Here is a 16454-nt window from a genome sequence, read left to right as displayed (position 1 = left end):
TATCTCAACAGTCAGATAGAGCTGGATCGCGTCAAGGCCATGCAGCCGTTCGAGATTGGCGATTATTACGAAGCCGGCAAGTTGACCCAGTTCAACCAGCGGCTGAGTGAAGCCGGCTGGTTCCGCTCGGCCGCAATCAAGCCACAGCTCAATCCGGGCGCCGAACTCAAGACCACCAGCCCCGACAGCGAGATCAAGACACCCTATGCCGAGGCACAGGGCTATGAGGGCTCATGGCTTGCCGATGTCGAGAGAGCTGAAGTTGAGGGTACTGAGGGCGAGCAGACGGGGGATGAGAGCCGCCGCGCTGACGCCTCGTCCCGCTCGGACACGACGGTCTCTGCTGCGCAGGCCGCCGTGGAGGCTGATGACGCTGACTCCGATGTGGCTGGCACTACCGAAGCCGCCGGCAACGACACGCCGGTGCTGACGGGCGATGCGCTGGAGGCCGCGGTCAAGACGGCCAACGGCCCCATCATTCCCGTGGACATCAGCCTGATTCCCGCTGACCGTCACAAGTTCGAGACCGGTATCGGCTACGCGACGGATGTCGGGCCACGCCTGCAGTTCAGCTGGGAGATGCCGTGGGTCAATCGCTATGGCCATAGCCTGACCAACAGCCTGTTCCTGTCCTCGCCGGAACAGACCTTCGAGGGCGAATACCGCATGCCGCTCGAAGACCCGCTCAAGGATAGCTATGTCCTCGAGTACGGGATGTCGAACACCGATGATGAAGATACCGAGAGTCTCGAGACCACCGTGCGCTTCACCCGCGAGTGGAAGTTCGACAATGGCTGGACCCAGCGCGTGTTCTTCGGTTCCACCTATGAGGACTACACCCAGGCGGATGAATCCGGAGCCGTGCTGCTGCTGTATCCCGGCGTGAGCTGGAACCGTACCCGCACGCGCCCCAAGACCTTCCCGATGTGGGGCGACCGCCAACAGCTGACCTTCGAATACGGCGATCAGATGTGGGGCTCGGACGTGACCTTCCTGCGCTCCCAGTTCAACACCAACTGGATACGCTCCATCGGCGACAACCATCGTTTCGTGGCGCGCATGGGCGTCGGGCACGTCGATACCGACAACTTTGATGACATGCCACCCTCGATGCGCTTCTTCACCGGGGGCGACAACAGTGTGCGTGGCTATTCCTACGAGACACTCGCCCCGGAAGATGATGACGGCGATCTGGAAGGCGGTAGCTCGTTGCTCACCAGCAGCCTGGAATACGATTACCGTCTGACCGGCGACTGGTGGGGCGCGACCTTCTACGACGCCGGTAACGCCTTCAATGGCTGGGACGCACTCGAGCTAAAGACGGCGGCCGGCATGGGGATTCGCTGGATCTCGCCGGTGGGGCCGATTCGTCTCGATATCGCCCATCCCTTCGATGACGATGACAACGATTACCGTATTCACTTCTCGATCGGGCCGGAATTCTGAGCGGCTCGCGTCTCTTGAGCGAGTGTCGTGCGGATCAAGCGCCAGCAAAGGACCATCAGCTGAGCGGGTGAGCTGATAAAAAAGATATGGAGATGTTGGAATTGTCTAATCCCTATGTACGTCGGGGCGGCCTGGTCATCCGGTTGCTGATATGGCTGCTCGTGTTCCTGATCGGGCTGACGATGCTGCTGGTCGGGGGCGTGCTGTCCCCGTGGGGCACCGGGCTGGTGCTCGATCAGGCGCGCTCGCGTGGCTTCATCGATTACTCCCAGGCCTCCGGCTCACCGCTGGAAGCACTGTCGCTCAAGGACGTCTCGCTGGACCTGCCGGGGCTGGCCGTCAATGCCGACTCGCTGTCGCTGGCCTGGGGCGAGGACTGCCTGCTCAAGGGCAAGCTGTGTCTCGAGTCGCTGGAGTCCAGTGGTCTCGCGATCACCCTGAGCGATAGCGGTGCCAGTAACCAGCCGGAACCGGAGAGCGGTGAGAGTCTCAACGTGCCCATCGTGGTGCCGATTCCCATCGAGGTGCGCAAGGTCGCCATTGATGACTTCGCCCTGGCGCTGGCGGATGGCAGTCGCGTCACCTTCGATCACTTCCATACCTCGGCCGCGCTGTCAGTGAGTACGCTGACGCTGGGCGAGACACGCCTGATCACCAGTCGTTTTATTCCGGCCGATGCCACCGCGGCTCAAACGACGTCAGATGCCGTCAGTCTCGAGGGTGTGAGCATCACGCCTGAGGCTCAGCAAGCGGCGAGCGCAGTGGTCCACACTCAGGTCGTGGCGCCTCAAGCTGAGAGCGCCGCCAAGGCCATCACGGATGACGCCGCAGAAGTGTCTGGCAAGACTGCCGCTAAAACCACGGATCAGACAGCACAGGCCGGACGCCTCGCCTTGCCGGAAGTCTATATTCCGCTGACCATCGAGGTTCCCGACCTCGCCATCGAAGACTTTGCACTCGAGGGGCCAAGCCCGTATGAGGTCAGCCGCCTGTCGCTGGCGCTCAAGGCGGAAGGGCATGACATCACGCTCTCGCGTCTCGAGGTCGACTCCCGCGACGTGAACGCCGATCTCGTGGTGCAGGTCACCTTGAAGGACGAGTATCCCCTGAGCGCCACGCTCAATGCCGAGGCCCTGATTGACCCCGTGCGTCATGAAAAGCTGCGCCTGTCTCTGGAAGGCTCGCTGGCGGATCTTGAAGCCTCTCTCAAGGCCGACGGCCCACTTGCCGCTGAGCTCGTGGCCAGCGCGGATGTACTGGACAGCGATCTGCCCTTCGAGGCGCGCCTGAGCTCCGAGCGGATCACCTGGCCCTTTGCTGCCGTCACTGATGCCTCTGATGACACCTCCGCTGATGCGCAGAAAGGCGCTCAGACAGCGACCCAAGCCAAGGATGGCAAGAATACGTCTGGCACCGCTGCCGCTGCCTCCTTCACGCCTGACTATAGCGTCGAGAATCTGGCGCTGGTCGCCAAGGGCTCACTGTCGGGGTATACGACCACGCTGGATGCCATCATCGAGGGGCGTGACATTCCGCGCGCTACCTTGTCATTGGCAGGCGACGGCGATCTCGCGCATTACCGCTGGCAGCCGCTCAAGATCGCCCTCAAGCGTGGCTCCGCCACCACCCGTGGCGAGATTCACTGGCAGGAAGGTATTAGGGTCGCCGCCGAGCTGGCCCTCGACAAGCTGCATCCCGAAGACTTGCTGCCGGCCCCGACCGGGGGCGGTCAGAAAGCCGTGCGTGGTGAGCTGAGTGGCAATCTCGTGGCCAGCTTCCAACAGCCGCAGCAAGGACCGTGGGCCGTCGATGTCAGCAAGCTGGATATCCATGGCACCTTGCTCGAGCGTCCGCTCACGCTGACCGGCAAGCTTTCAGGCAATGCCGACATGCAGTGGGACGTCAACGCGCTGGAGCTGCGTCAGGGCCAGAACCGTCTGAGCGCCAATGGCAAGATTGCCAAGACCATCACCCTGGCGGCCAACATCGATTTCCCGGCGCTCTCGACCCTGATGCCGGATATCGCGGGTGAGCTCAAGGGCAAGATCGATGCCTCGGGCACGCTCGACAAGCCTCAGCTGGCGAGCAACTTCACCGCACGGCGCCTGCAGATCGGTGAGAACCGTATCTCCGACATGGCGCTGTCAGCCGGGGTCGATGCTCGCAAGCGGGGGATTGATGACCCGGCACTGGATATCGCCCTGAATGCCGATGATGTCAGAGCTGGCGGACAGCAGATCGCGACAGTCGCGCTGACGCTGGGAGGCTTCCTGAGCGATCACACCCTGCAGTTCGATACCGAGATGGCCGGTGAGATGCCGCTTTCTCGTCTGGGGCTGACCCTCAAGGGTGGGCTCGACAAGGCGCGTGAGCATTATCGTGGTGCGCTGTCTCCGCTGACGGCGAATACCGACTTCGGGGACTTCAACTTCGACACGCCGGCGAGCTTCGATGCCAATCTCGCCAAGGGCAGCGTGCTGGTGCAGCCGTTCTGCCTGAGTCGTGAACAGGGTGGCCAGATCTGTGTCGCCGAGCCCTTGAGCGCGGGCAATGACGGCCAGGCCATGGTGACTCTCGAGGGGATTCCGCTGGACATGGCCCAGAGCGCCATGCCGGAGAGCTGGACCATCGGCGGTGCCACGGGCGGCAAGATCACGGCAAGCTGGAAGCAGGGTGGCCAACGCTGGAATGCTGACGCGGAGCTGGCGGGCAAGTTGACGCTGGCCGGCGAAGACGCCGACGGCAATGCCTGGTCTCTGCCGGAGACCACCCTGCAACTGGCGTTGGAAGCCACGCCCGACAAGGCCGATCTCGATACCCAGATTCGCCTCGACAGCGCTGGCGGCATCGGTCTCACCGTGTCGGTCCTCGACCCGGCGGGCGCAGGCCAGCTGGATGGCTCGCTGGCCATCCGCGACATCGACCTCTCGCCGTATCGTCCGCTGGTGGCGGGCATGACCCAGCTGGAAGGCAAGCTGGCGGGTGACGTCGAGGTCGGCGGCAACCTGAGCCTGCCGTCGATGACCGGGCCGATCGCGCTGACCGGCGTCAAGGTGCAGGGCGAAGGCCTGCCGGTGTCGCTGTCGGATGCCCAGTTCACCGTCGACTTCGATGGCAACAGTGCCGATATCGATGGCTATCTGGTGGGCAATGATGCGCGCTGGGGCATCGATGGCGAGGCGGCGTGGCCGACGCTTGAGGACTGGACGGCGTCATTGAACCTCGACGGCGCGAAGAATCCACTCGAGCTGCATATCGCCGGGATCGGCCGCATGCGCGTCGCGCCGGATCTCGAGATCAATGCCAGCCCCACGCTGCTCAAGCTGCGGGGGGACGTCAAGGTGCCGTGGACACGCATCGAAGTGGACCAGGTGCCGCCGTCTGCCGTGTCACCCTCCAGTGACACCATCATCATCGAGCGTCCCAGTGATGAGGACACCTCCAACCCGGCCGAGCTTGCCGATGGCAGCGATACCGCCAAGGCGCTCAACGAAGCCGGCATGGCGCTGGATGTGCGTATCGGCATCCATATCGGGCCGGATGCGCGCCTGGAGGCGATGGGGCTCAAGACCAAGCTCAGAGGCGATCTCGATGTGCGCCAGTCCAAGGGCGGCGTGCAGGTCTTCGGTGAGGTCAATCTGGTCGACGGAACCTACAAGAGCTTCGGGCAGGACCTGCAGATCAGCAAGGGGCAGGTCTTGCTGGCCGGACCGCCCTCGAGCCCGCGTCTGAATATCGAGGCGATCCGTGATCCTGACAACACTGAGGACGACGTGACCGCAGGGGTGCGTGTGACGGGACTTGCCTCGTCACCCAGCGTCGAGATCTTCTCGGACCCGTCGATGGATGAGTCCTCGGCACTGAGTTATCTGCTGCGCGGTGAAGGCCTGGACAGCGACACCAGCAGTGACAGTGCGGTCACGTCCGCCTTGATCGGCATGTCACTGGCGCAAAGTGGCCAGGTGGTCGGCCAGATCGGGGAAACCTTCGGCGTGCGTGACCTGAGCCTGGACAGCTCTGGCAGCGGGGATGACAGCCAGGTGGTGGTCAGTGGCTATATCGCTCCGGACCTGAAGCTCAGCTACGGCGTCGGGCTGTTCTCGCCGATCGCGGAGCTGACGCTGCGCTACAAGCTGTTCCGCAACCTGTATGCCGAAGCGGTGTCCGGCACGGCGCAGGCCGTGGACCTGCTCTACAGCTTCTCGCTGGGCCGCAGCGAGCTGGCGCCCAGAGTCGGCAAGGACAGATGACACGTCAGGCCAATTGATTGCCACAGGTTCAGCCCCCATCGACAGGTTCGGTGGGGGCTGTCTCGTTATGGAGGGGGCATTTCAGAGGTGCTAGTTTCGCTTATGCTCGAGAGCTCAAGCGCACGCGCGTCAGCACAAGACGCTGACGGTCACGCAGTGCAGCAACGCTTGATCTTCTTGCCGCTGCCACAGGGACACAGGCTGTTGCGCCCCGGCGTCAGTGTCTGCCACTCGGCATCACCGTCGACATAACGCCAGTGATGGCCATCGTGATGAAAGCGGCTAAGTTCCTGCAATTGCTGGAACTTTCCCTGCTCGAAGAAGGTGGCATGAAAGCGTACCATGCCGGTATCGGCGTCTTGTCCGCTGTCCAGAATCTCCAATGCCAGCCACAGGGGGCCAGCACCTTCGAGATCGGCGCGTGCCGGGCAATGGGCCGGGTCCCAGCTGTCGATCAGGAAATCGCTCAGCGACAGGCAGAAGGCACTGTAGCGGGCGCGCATCAATTGCTCGGGGCGTTCGGCGCGGGTGATGTCAGCATGAATCGGCTGACAGCAATCGACGTAGCGTCGCGCCTCAGTACTATTGGGCTGGCAGGGGCAGATATTGGGGGGCAGAGATGACATCATTGAACCTATACACGATTGCACGACGCGACACAGGAGAGAGTCCGCCATGTGGATAACGGAAGATAAGCAGACCATTCCTTCAGCGCAGGACAGCTTGCCAGGGCGCAGTGAAGCGGTACGCATCAGCGGCGTTCATCACGTCAATGGCCGCTCGATTGTACCGCCCTTCGACAGTGAGTGTGAGGAGATCGTGCTGGGGCTGGGCTGCTTCTGGGGAGCCGAGCGCCTCTTCTGGCAGCTGCCGGGCGTCAAGGTGACGGCGGTCGGTTATGCCGGTGGCCATACACCGAACCCAACCTATGAAGAGACCTGCACCGGCAAGACAGGCCACACCGAGGTCGTGCGTGTGATCTTTGATCCGACGGTGATCGGGTTGCCGGAGATCCTGCGGGCCAGCTTCGAGGCCCATGACCCGACACAGGGCATGCGTCAGGGCAATGACATCGGTAATCAGTACCGCAGCGCGATCTATTACACCCGCGAAGACCAGCGCGCCATCGTCGAGAAGAGCATGGCCGACTACCAGCAGGCGCTGGACCAGTCGGGTCTCGGCCGTATCACCACAGAGGTGGCACCGCTGCGCGAGTTCTACTACGCCGAGGAATATCACCAGCAGTATCTGGCCAAGAATCCGGGCGGCTACTGCGGTCTGAAAGGCACGGGAATCAGCTGTCCCATCGGCTGACAGCCTGGTACTGATGTAATGGCAGGCAGGCAGGATATGGCTGCCATGAGACTGTGCTGAAAGATTACCGCTGAGAAACACGAAAGCCTCATGGTCGCCGCGAAGTTCACGGTCGCCATGAGGCTTTTCTGTCTGGAGCAGCTTTTGGTCAGGAACAGCTTTTGTCAGAAAACGCTGTCGGTCATGAGCAGCGAGGCACAGTGTCAGCGGTATCGCTGTCGGTCCTGCTCGGCTTCCGCAAAGCGATCGATCCACTGCACCAGGGCGCCATCGCCGGTGACATTGCACGCCGTACCGAAGCTGTCCTGCGCCAGATACAGCGCCATCATCAAGCCGACGGCGGCGGCGTCGAAGCCCAGCAGGCTCTGCAATACGCCCACCGAGGTCATCGCGGCCCCGCCGGGCGAGCCGGGCGCGGCAATGATTGTAACCCCCAGCGCGGCGATGAACGGCAGCAGGGTGGTGAGCTCGGGCGTTGCCAGGGAGGGAGTGACCAGCATCACGCCAATGGCGCATACGGTCAAGGTGATGGCACTGCCGCACATGTGGATGGTGGCCAGCAACGGCACCGCAAAGCTCGCCACGGACGGCGAGATGTGATTGAGGTGCATCTGGCGCACGGTAACCGGAATCGTGGCCGCGGAAGACATGGTACCGGCGGCGGTGAAGTAGGCGGGCAGCATGTGGGCCAGCGCCTTCATGGGCGAGCGACCGGTGCTGGTGCCGCTGGTGACGTAGAGCAAGCTCAGCCACAGCCAATGCAAGGTCAGCGCCAGCAGCAGGATCATGCCGAAGCTCTTGAGGGTATTGGCGACCGTGCCCGCGATCGTCATTTCGCAGAACAGGCCGGCGATATAGAACGGCAGGGCAGGAATCAACACCTTGGCGATGAAGCGCTCGACGATGTCACGCCCACCGTCGGCCAGCTGACGCATGCCGTCATGCTCGGTGGCGGAAATGCCGATACCGAACAGGAAGGCCGTCACCAGTGCGGTGCTGATATCGGTCAGTGGTGGAATATCCAGCGTGAAGTAGGGGCTCAAGTGCTTGACGGCATGACTGACCGGCAGCTGGTCCTGTTGCACGATATGCGGCACGACCTCCAGCCCGACGATACCTGCCAACAGCCCTGCCAGCGTCGTCGAGGTATAGGCCAGCACGATGGTCATGGTCAGCAGACGGCCCGAGGAGCGCTCGAGGCGTGCGATCCCGCTCATGATGAAGAACAGGATGATCAGCGGAATGGCGTATTCCAGCAGTTCACCGAACAGCACCTTGAAGGTCAGCAAGGCGCGAACCAGGGATTCGGGAGCCCATTGTCCCAGCAGTATGCCAGCCACGATGCCGAGCACCAGGCGAAAAATCAGGTTCATTATCAGGCCAGTAGAGTCTTGAACGTAGGATGGGCGCGCAGTCTACCATTCTCACTGAATCGTGACAGTGATCCGTGTCACCCATAACACTCATCATGTATACCGTTATCATGTTTAATGTGCTAAATTCAACCATCCAACAGGGCATACGGTAGTAGTCAGAGTAGACTCAGGACTTCCCACCGGATCTGAGGGTGGGAAGGCGAGCAAGGGTGGAAGAAGCAAAAAGAGGCAAGAAATGCCCCAAGGACAAGATATAATCAGGGAGGGGAATGCGTATTGGTGCCTGAGTAGCGGTCAACCCCACCAGTTCGATGCAGCTGGTTCAATGCAGGTAGCTCAGTACAGATAGCTCAGTGCGCTTCGCTGTGCACCTCGGCCTGTGCTTGCGGCTTGGGTAGCCCGCTCCAGGCCTCCAGCTGCTGACTGACACGGCGAGCAAGCCAGGAGCTCAGTCGCCCACGGCGCCACTCAACAAAGCCGACATGCCCACCGCGCTCACTGAGCTCGATACGCACGGCCTCGGAGGGTTGGTGGAAGCGTGCGAACAGATCGCGTGGCATAAAGGGGTCATCCAGCGATTGCAGTATCAGTGTCGGCAGTTCGATCTCGCTCAGCAGACGGCCCGCCGAGGAGCGCGTGTAGTAATCACTCGCCGAGGTGAAGCCATGCAAAGGCGCGGTGACTTCGTTGTCATAAGCCCAGAAACTGTTGAGCTGGGTCAGCTGATGCGCTCCGATCGAGATGGGTAGTGGGCCATTGGCAAGCTTCGCTGCCACCTTGGCCTTCAAGCCCTTGAGCAGATGGCGCTGGTAAAGGCGCGAGAAGCCCTGATTGAGCACATCCGCGCTGGCCGCTAGGTCCAGTGGGGCGCTGATGGCGATCGCGCCAGCCAGGTCCAGACCATCACCGCCTTGCTCAGCCACCAGCTTGAGCAGCATGTTGGCGCCCAGCGATACGCCACAGGCGACCTTGATGGCGTGCGGATAGCGTCGCCCCAGCTCGCCGAGCACCCAATAGGCATCTGCGGTATCTCCGCTGTGATAGGCGCGTGGCAGGCGGTTGGGAGATTGCCCGCAGCCACGGAAATGCATCATCACCGGTCGCCAGCCCATCCGGGCGGCTGCATTGAGCAGCTCACGGGCGTAGGGCGAGCTCAAGTCACCCTCAAGTCCATGAAACAGAACGAACAGAGGCGCATCCTCGCTCAAGGCCGTCGTACGCTCACGCTTTTCATGACCGTCACTGATGACCCAGGCGAGCTCGACGAAGTCACCATCGGGAAGATTGAGAATCTCGGTGCGACGACTCAGGGGCGCGCGGGGCAGAAGGCGGGGCAACAAGGTCTGGACATGGCGATTGCGCAGGCCAAGGGCAGGGCGAAACTCTGACGTGAAGATGGAGTGCGGCATGTGAGGTAGCTCCAGTGGCAGGCCAGGGCGATGACGTTGGTGATCGGGTGATGGGCATGCCCTTGATGGCGGTGGCCTGCAGCAAGATCTGACAGGAATTTCTACACGGGTGTCGTTGGCATCATTTCACTTGGCGACGCCAATCGCTAGTCGCAGTGCAGCATACGCATCGACGCCAAGGGCGCTAGCCCGCCCTGGATCTCATTGTTGGCCTAGCGCTCGAATACGCTGCATCGGGATACGCGACAAAAAAGCCGCCATCGGCATAGGGCCCATGGCGGCGTAAGACAGGCATGTGACGACAAGCGTCACAGCGAGAGCCCCAGACAGTGTTGTGACAGGCCTGATTACAGACCTGTCGCCGGGCTTCGTGTCAGATTGAGGGCACCCTCTGCGGTAATGACCAGATTGTCCTCGATACGCACACCACCATGCGGTGCCAAAGCCTCGACCAGCTTCCAGTCGATATGCTCACCGCGTGCATCGTTGCGCAGCGGCTCCAGCAACATGGGGATGATGTAGCAACCCGGTTCGATGGTGATGGCCATGCCGGTCTCGAGCACACGCGTCAGGCGCAGCATCGGGTGACCTTGCGGCGGATGACGGATATCGCCGGTGGTGTGATCAGGTATGCGGCCCGCCACATCATGGACCTGCAGTCCCAGGAGGTGCCCGAGACCATGCGGGCAGAAGGCTGCCGTGATCCCTTGTGCAACCTGATCTTCGGCGGGCAGCGACACCACGCCCAGTTCCCGCAGCAGCTCACCCAGCTCGCGATGCATCTCGAGGTGCAGATCGACGTAGTCCACCCCAGGCGCAAGGCTGGCGATCAGACGCTTCTGCAGCGCCTCCACACCCTCGATCAGGGCGCGATACAGCGGCAGCGCATCGTCGCCCGCCCAGCTGCGCGTGATGTCAGAGGCATAGCCGTGCACGCTGGCGCCGGCATCCACCAGCAGGCTGTGACGGGCGGCGGGGGCCTGCAAAGCATAATGCTGGTAATGCAGAACCGCGGCATGCGCGTTGAGACCGACGATGTTGCCGTAAGGCACATCCGATTCCCGTTGGCGAGACGCGCCAAGATAGGCCAGCTGGATATCGAGCTCCGCGCCGCCCTCCATGAAAGTGCGACGGGCAGCCAGATGGCCACGCGCGGCGCGCAGGCTGGCTTCTTTAAGACAGGCGATCTCGAATTCGCTCTTGCAGACGCGCCCCTCGTCGAGCTGGCGCACCAGGCCGACCGGGTTGGGCAGTGCCTCAAGTTCGCTAACCACCTGCGGCTGAAGCTCGGCGATCTCGCCGAGCAGCGCCACGCGGCCCTCGGGACGCTGTGGCAGTGTCGGCTTGCGCAGATGGACGATCTCGAACTGCTCGGCCCAGGGCGCAGTGTCTGACGTCGGCAGGCTGGGTGACAGATGCCAGAAGTCATCGGGGGCATAGAGGTAAAGCGTCGGACGCTCGCCCGGACGAATCACCAGCCAGCTATCGCTGAGACCCGCCATCGGCACCCAATGCAGAAAATGAGCATGCGACTTGAAGCTTGCATCCTGATCATCGGCGAAATGCCGCTTCGGCTTGCCACTGTGCAGCACGATGGCGTCCAGATCGTGCTGCTGCATGGCGACTTCGTAGCCTGTTTGCAGCGCCGCCAGATGGGCGCGGTGTGCCGCGGCGTGGGTGATGGTCGGGTCGTTGAGCTGGCTGTCGGACATCATGTTTCCTTGCAAACGGTCGTCACGCCTGACATGGAGAAGTGAGCGTCAATGGCGTGGTGTGGTGGAGAATGAGGGGATGAAGGAGAGAGAAGAGTGCCGCTGAGCCATCGCCCCTCATGCCCGGATGGCTCACGAGAAATTTGCTTCCAGCTGGTGCCAGAGTTCACTGACACTGTCGTGGCGCGGCACACGCGGGCGATACAGGCGGATATGCAGGCCAAGATCCCAGCGCGGGTCACCAGCACGCACCAGCTTGCCGCTGGCGATTTCCTCTGCGGCCAGCCGCTGCGGCAACCACCCGATGCCATAGCCCTGCAATACCAGCGCCTTGATGTTGGCCGCCTGGATATTCTCGTTCATGGTGACCAGATGTGCCTGAATCGGGACCTGAGCGAGATGCGCCATCAGCGAGGTGGCGACGACGGCGCGCGGGTGCGGGCTGATGAACGGCAGCGGATTGCGCCGCGTGCCCGGCAACTGATGACGCGGATTGCCATCCGCGCCGGGCGCGCACAGCGGGATGAAGGTTTCTTCGCCGACTACCAGGTATTGGTAACTGTCCAGCTCAAAGCCCAGGTCCACACGTGCCTGGGGCCAATAGCACAGCGCCAGATCACATTCGCCGCGATCCAGCCCGTGGAAGTAGTCGGCCGCCAGCCAGCCGGTGGCACGCAGATAGGGCAGCACCTGTTCACGCAGCTGAAGCTGATCAAGCCAATCAGGCAGGAAGTGGGACACCAGAGACTGCGGTGCCCCCAGCGATATCTTGCTGGCTTGCTGCTGGGCCATGTCCTGCAGGCGTTCGCGTGTGATGCGCACGCGCTCGGTGATCTGCTCGCACAGCTGGAGAAACTCGTCTCCGGCGGGAGTCAGCGACAGCGGCAGGGTCTGACGATTGATCAAGGTGGTGCCCATCTCCTCTTCCAGCAACTTGATGCGGCGGGAAAAGGTGGGCTGAGAGACATTCTGTGCATCGGCCGCCCGCGAGAAATGTCGGGTCTGAGCCAGAACGATGAAATCTTCGAGCCAGCGAATTTCCATGTAATCGGAGTGCCTCGTCGGCCTGGGAACAGGCCATGTCAGGAGGTCGGGCGCACATCTCTTCGGACGTGTCACACCAGAGTATCTTGGGGATGCGTCATCGGGGCCCGGTGCCACGCTGAATCTTCTTCTAAGCATCGTGGGCAATGGCGCCAATTGACCTGTTGGTCAGTAGCGGATGTGCGAAATCTTGCCCACACAAAACGCGAGATGCAATCGTCAATGAGCGCAAGACGCAAGGTTGCCGATGACAATGGCAACCTTGCGCGGTCTTTCCTTGCTTGGGGCCGGAAACACAATGATCGATGGCGCCCATCACATCGCCGTCATCACTTTCGTCACTGCCATCACATCAGTCGATGCGGCCTTCTTCCACGGCGTGGCAGGCGACCTGACCGGTGTCCGTGGCGATCAGGCGCGGAATCTCCGTGCGGCAACGCTGATTGGCATGCGGACAACGGCCATGGAAGACACAGCCCGAAGGCAGATTGACCGGCGTCGGCACCTCACCCTCGAGGCGAATGTGATTGGGCTTGTCATCGTGCAGCCGCGGGATCGCCGACATCAATGCCTGGGTGTAGGGGTGACGCGGGCGGGCGAACAGTGAACGGGTGTCCGCCAGCTCGCACAGCGTGCCCAGATACATCACCGCGACACGGGTGCCGAAGTGCTCGACCACGGCCAGGTCGTGGGTGATGAACAGATACGTCAGGTTGCGTTGCTCCTGCGCCTCCATCATCAGGTTGAGCACCTGCGCCTGGATCGACACGTCCAGCGCCGAGATCGGCTCATCGGCGACGATGAATTCCGGGTCCACCGCCAGCGCGCGGGCGATCGAGATACGCTGACGCTGGCCGCCGGAGAATTCGTGGGCGAAGCGCTTGCCCCAGTCCGGGTCGATGCCCACCGAGCGCATCACCTCCTCGATCTTGTCGCGCACCTCGCCATCCTTGAGCGTCGGCTGATGGAAGCGCAGCGGCTCCTCCAGCGTCTGCTGGATGGTCATGCGCGGGTTCAGCGACGCATAGGGATTCTGGAAGATCATCTGCATGCGACGGCGGTAGGGCAGCAGGTCCCGCGGGGCCATATTGTCTATGCGGGTGCCGTCAAAACGAACCTCGCCACCGCTGGGCTTGAGCAGCCCCATCACCGTGCGCGCGACCGTCGACTTGCCACAGCCGGATTCCCCGACCACGCACAGCGCCTCACCGCGTTTGACGTCCAGTGTGACGCCATTGATGGCGTGCACGTATTCCTGCTTGCGACGCAGGCGTCCTTTCTCGAAGGTCAGCTGTTCGAGAAAGTCGCCGGACAACGAGAAGCGCTTCTCGAGATCACGAATTTCCACCAGGGTTTCGCCAAGCTCGGCGCTATCCATAGGGGGGGAGGCCTGGGAGGAGGACTGAGCGTCCTTCAGAATTGCCGCGCTCATGCGTTCACCTCCGTGCGGTGGTTGTCAGTGGGTGTGGCGCCATTGCCGTTGGCATCGGTGATGATCGGGGTCCAGCGCTCGCCGGCCACCATGGCATCGACCATATGACAGGCCACCTTGCAGTTGCCGGAATGAGCAAAGGCCGGCACCTTCTCGAGGCAGATATTCGCCGCGAAATCACAGCGCGGATTGAAGGCGCAGCCGGCCGGAATCTTGGTCAGGGTCGGCATCGAGCCACGAATCTGGTTCAGACGGCTGCCCGGAGTGGCCATCTGGGGCAGGGCGTTGATCAGCCCTTGGGTGTAGGGGTGCTGAGCATCATTGATGATCTCGCGGGTCGGCCCCTGTTCGATGACGCGCCCGGCATACATCACCAGGGTGCGCTGGGTGACCTGGCTGACCACGCCCAGGTCGTGGGTGATCAGGATCAGTCCGACGTTGTGCTTCTCGCACAGCAGCAGCAACAGCTCCATGATCTCGGCCTGGATGGTCACATCCAGCGCGGTGGTCGGCTCATCGGCGACGATGATGTCCGGGTCCAGCAGCAGCGCGATGGCGATGATGATGCGCTGACGCATGCCGCCGGACAGCTCATGGGGGTACTGATCGAGGCGTTTTTCCGGTGAGGGAATGAAGACCTGATTGAGCTTGTGCAGGGCGATGGCGCGCGCATCCTTGCGCGAGATGCGACGGTGCGCCTTCAGGCACTCGATCATCTGCTCGCCGATGGTCAGCACCGGATTGAGCGTCATCATCGGATCCTGGAAGATCATCGAGATGCGGTTGCCGCGAATCGACTGCATCGCCTTGGGCTTGAGGGTATTGAGCACTTCGCCATCGAACTTGATTTCGCCGCCGGCGATGTAGCCGGGCTTGGCGATCAGATTCAGGATGGTGAAGGCCGCGACCGACTTGCCGGCCCCTGATTCACCGACGATCCCCAGACGCTCACCGCGTTCCAGGGTGAAACTGACGTCGCGCAGGGCGCGCACCTCACCGCCTCGCATGGCGAAGCGGACGTCGAGGTTGTTGACTTCAAGTAGTGCCATTGTCTTGACTCCTCTCGGCTTCAGCCCTTGTAGAGACGCGGGTTCATGACATCACGCAGCCAGTCGCCCAGCAGATTGATGACCAGGACCAGCACGATCAGCACGCCACCGGGGATCAGCGTGATCCACCAGCTGCCTGATTGCAGGTAGTCGAAGCCGGACTTGATCAGTGACCCCAGCGACGGCTGGGTCTCCGGCATGCCGAGACCGAGGAAGGACAGCGCCGCCTCCGAGATGATCGCGTTGGCGATCTGCACCGTGGAGATGACGAAGATCGGCGACAGGGTGTTGGGCAGGATGTGACGGAACATGATGCGACGGGAGCGGAAGCCCATCACCCGCGCGGCATCGACGTATTCCTTGTTCTTCTCCGCCAGCACCGAGGCGCGGACGGTACGCGCATACTGCGGCCATTCCGCCAGCCCGATGATCAGGATCAACAGGATCAGCGCATAGTCCGAGAAGGCGGCGCCGCCGAAGGTCGCCTTGATGATGGCGCCCACCACGATGGCCACCATCAGGGTCGAGAACGACAGCTGGATATCGGCCATGCGCATCAGGAAGGCATCGATACGCCCGCCCAGGTAGCCCGCCAGCAGCCCGAAGGTCACGCCGAGCAGTGCCTGCAGGATGACCGCGCCGAAGCCGATCAACAGCGACACGCGCGTGCCGTAGAGGATGGTGGAGAGAAGATCACGCCCCTGGGCATCGGTGCCCAGCAGGAAGGCCGGATCGCCGCCCGCCATCCACGCCGGCGGCAGTTCCGAGTTCATGATGTCGATACTGGCCAGGTCATAGGGGTCGGCCGGGGCGATCCACGGCGCGAGGAAGGCCCCGAGCACCATGGCGATGAACACTAGAAGACAGGCCTGAGCCATCCAGTCACGCTTGAAGCTGTAGACCAGATAGGACTCACGGAAACGCTGCCAACGTCCGGGGACCACGATGGAGCTGGTCTTCGGGGTGACGGGCGCATTGCTCGATTGGGTATTTGATTGGCTCATGCCGGTTTCCCCGCAAGCTTGACGGTGGGGTTGACCAGTCCGTAGATCAGATCGACGAGGGTGTTGGTGATCACGAAGATCACACCGACCATCATCAGGTAGGCCACGATCAGCGGGATATCGGAACGGGTGATGGCCTCGAGGAACATCAGGCCCATGCCCGGCCACTGGAAGACGGTCTCGGTCAGTATGGTGTAGGCGACCATGGTGCCGATCTGCACGCCGCCGACGGTGATCACCGGCAGCATGGTGTTCTTCAGTGCGTGCAGGAAGTAGATACGCTTGAGGCCGATGCCCTTGGCGCGCGCGAACTTGATGTAGTCCGACTGCAGCACTTCCATCATCTCGGCACGAATCAGGCGGATGAACAGCGGCAGCATGATCGAGGCCAGCGAGATGGCCGGCAGCACCAGGTGCC

General features: G+C 62.2%; 12 protein-coding genes. 3 read left to right on the top strand and 9 right to left on the bottom strand.

The features are described from left to right. Positions 1-1446 (top strand): autotransporter assembly complex protein TamA (locus AC4FAH_RS06675; protein WP_490245792.1); only part of this gene is annotated, 1446 nt, incomplete at its 5' end. Between the two features lie 92 nt (positions 1447-1538). Further along, the gene (gene tamB / locus AC4FAH_RS06670) at positions 1539-5696 is read left to right on the top strand and encodes an autotransporter assembly complex protein TamB (protein ID WP_490245791.1); all 4158 of its coding nucleotides are present in this window, start codon (positions 1539-1541) and stop codon (positions 5694-5696) included. Positions 5697-5845: 149 nt separating this feature from the next. Here the strand turns inward: tamB and AC4FAH_RS06665 are convergent, their stop codons facing one another. Then, on the bottom strand, positions 5846-6322 hold the full coding sequence (locus tag AC4FAH_RS06665; RefSeq protein WP_213113787.1) for a YchJ family protein: 477 nt from the start codon (positions 6320-6322) through the stop codon (positions 5846-5848). Between the two features lie 49 nt (positions 6323-6371). On the opposite strand from AC4FAH_RS06665, the gene msrA reads away from it, so the two are divergent. Beyond that, on the top strand, positions 6372-7010 hold the full coding sequence (gene msrA, locus AC4FAH_RS06660; RefSeq protein WP_175088765.1) for a peptide-methionine (S)-S-oxide reductase MsrA: 639 nt from the start codon (positions 6372-6374) through the stop codon (positions 7008-7010). 203 nt (positions 7011-7213) lie between these two features. On the opposite strand, the gene AC4FAH_RS06655 is transcribed toward msrA, so the two are convergent. The 8 genes from AC4FAH_RS06655 to AC4FAH_RS06620 all read right to left on the bottom strand — a co-directional run. Next, positions 7214-8383 carry a dicarboxylate/amino acid:cation symporter gene (locus tag AC4FAH_RS06655; protein WP_213113786.1) on the bottom strand — a complete coding sequence of 390 codons (1170 nt, stop codon included), beginning with the start codon at positions 8381-8383 and terminating at the stop codon, positions 7214-7216. 353 nt (positions 8384-8736) lie between these two features. After that, complete coding sequence (locus tag AC4FAH_RS06650) at positions 8737-9795, bottom strand: hydrolase (RefSeq protein WP_213113785.1); 1059 nt, start codon at positions 9793-9795, stop codon at positions 8737-8739. Positions 9796-10142: 347 nt separating this feature from the next. After that, complete coding sequence (gene pepQ, locus AC4FAH_RS06645; RefSeq protein WP_490245790.1) at positions 10143-11507, bottom strand: Xaa-Pro dipeptidase; 1365 nt, start codon at positions 11505-11507, stop codon at positions 10143-10145. A 132-nt stretch (positions 11508-11639) separates the two neighbouring features. Further along, entirely contained in the window at positions 11640-12551 is a 912-nt protein-coding gene (locus tag AC4FAH_RS06640) for a LysR family transcriptional regulator (RefSeq protein ID WP_213113783.1), read from the bottom strand. Between the two features lie 352 nt (positions 12552-12903). Beyond that, complete coding sequence (locus AC4FAH_RS06635) at positions 12904-13929, bottom strand: ABC transporter ATP-binding protein (RefSeq protein WP_213113848.1); 1026 nt, start codon at positions 13927-13929, stop codon at positions 12904-12906. Positions 13930-13979: 50 nt separating this feature from the next. Beyond that, positions 13980-15032 carry an ABC transporter ATP-binding protein gene (locus AC4FAH_RS06630; protein ID WP_213113782.1) on the bottom strand — a complete coding sequence of 351 codons (1053 nt, stop codon included), beginning with the start codon at positions 15030-15032 and terminating at the stop codon, positions 13980-13982. 20 nt (positions 15033-15052) lie between these two features. Further along, complete coding sequence (locus AC4FAH_RS06625; protein WP_052384673.1) at positions 15053-16036, bottom strand: ABC transporter permease; 984 nt, start codon at positions 16034-16036, stop codon at positions 15053-15055. Continuing rightward, positions 16033-16454, bottom strand: a 422-nt coding sequence (locus AC4FAH_RS06620; RefSeq protein WP_483222627.1) for an ABC transporter permease, incomplete at its 5' end; no start/stop codon positions are given. The genes AC4FAH_RS06625 and AC4FAH_RS06620, both read right to left, overlap by 4 nt.

This window comes from Cobetia sp., assembly GCF_983723665.1.
This window is presented reverse-complemented; position numbering and strand designations above follow the sequence as displayed.

Excerpts from the sequence above, each read along its gene's own strand:
- tamB (WP_490245791.1), top strand. The coding sequence starts at position 1,539 with ATGTTGGAATTGTCTAATCCCTATGTACGTCGGGGCGGCCTGGTCATC.
- AC4FAH_RS06665 (WP_213113787.1), bottom strand. The coding sequence starts at position 6,322 with ATGTCATCTCTGCCCCCCAATATCTGCCCCTGCCAGCCCAATAGTACT.
- msrA (WP_175088765.1), top strand. The coding sequence starts at position 6,372 with ATGTGGATAACGGAAGATAAGCAGACCATTCCTTCAGCGCAGGACAGC.
- AC4FAH_RS06655 (WP_213113786.1), bottom strand. The coding sequence starts at position 8,383 with ATGAACCTGATTTTTCGCCTGGTGCTCGGCATCGTGGCTGGCATACTG.
- AC4FAH_RS06650 (WP_213113785.1), bottom strand. The coding sequence starts at position 9,795 with ATGCCGCACTCCATCTTCACGTCAGAGTTTCGCCCTGCCCTTGGCCTG.
- pepQ (WP_490245790.1), bottom strand. The coding sequence starts at position 11,507 with ATGTCCGACAGCCAGCTCAACGACCCGACCATCACCCACGCCGCGGCA.
- AC4FAH_RS06640 (WP_213113783.1), bottom strand. The coding sequence starts at position 12,551 with ATGGAAATTCGCTGGCTCGAAGATTTCATCGTTCTGGCTCAGACCCGA.
- AC4FAH_RS06635 (WP_213113848.1), bottom strand. The coding sequence starts at position 13,929 with ATGGATAGCGCCGAGCTTGGCGAAACCCTGGTGGAAATTCGTGATCTC.
- AC4FAH_RS06630 (WP_213113782.1), bottom strand. The coding sequence starts at position 15,032 with ATGGCACTACTTGAAGTCAACAACCTCGACGTCCGCTTCGCCATGCGA.
- AC4FAH_RS06625 (WP_052384673.1), bottom strand. The coding sequence starts at position 16,036 with ATGAGCCAATCAAATACCCAATCGAGCAATGCGCCCGTCACCCCGAAG.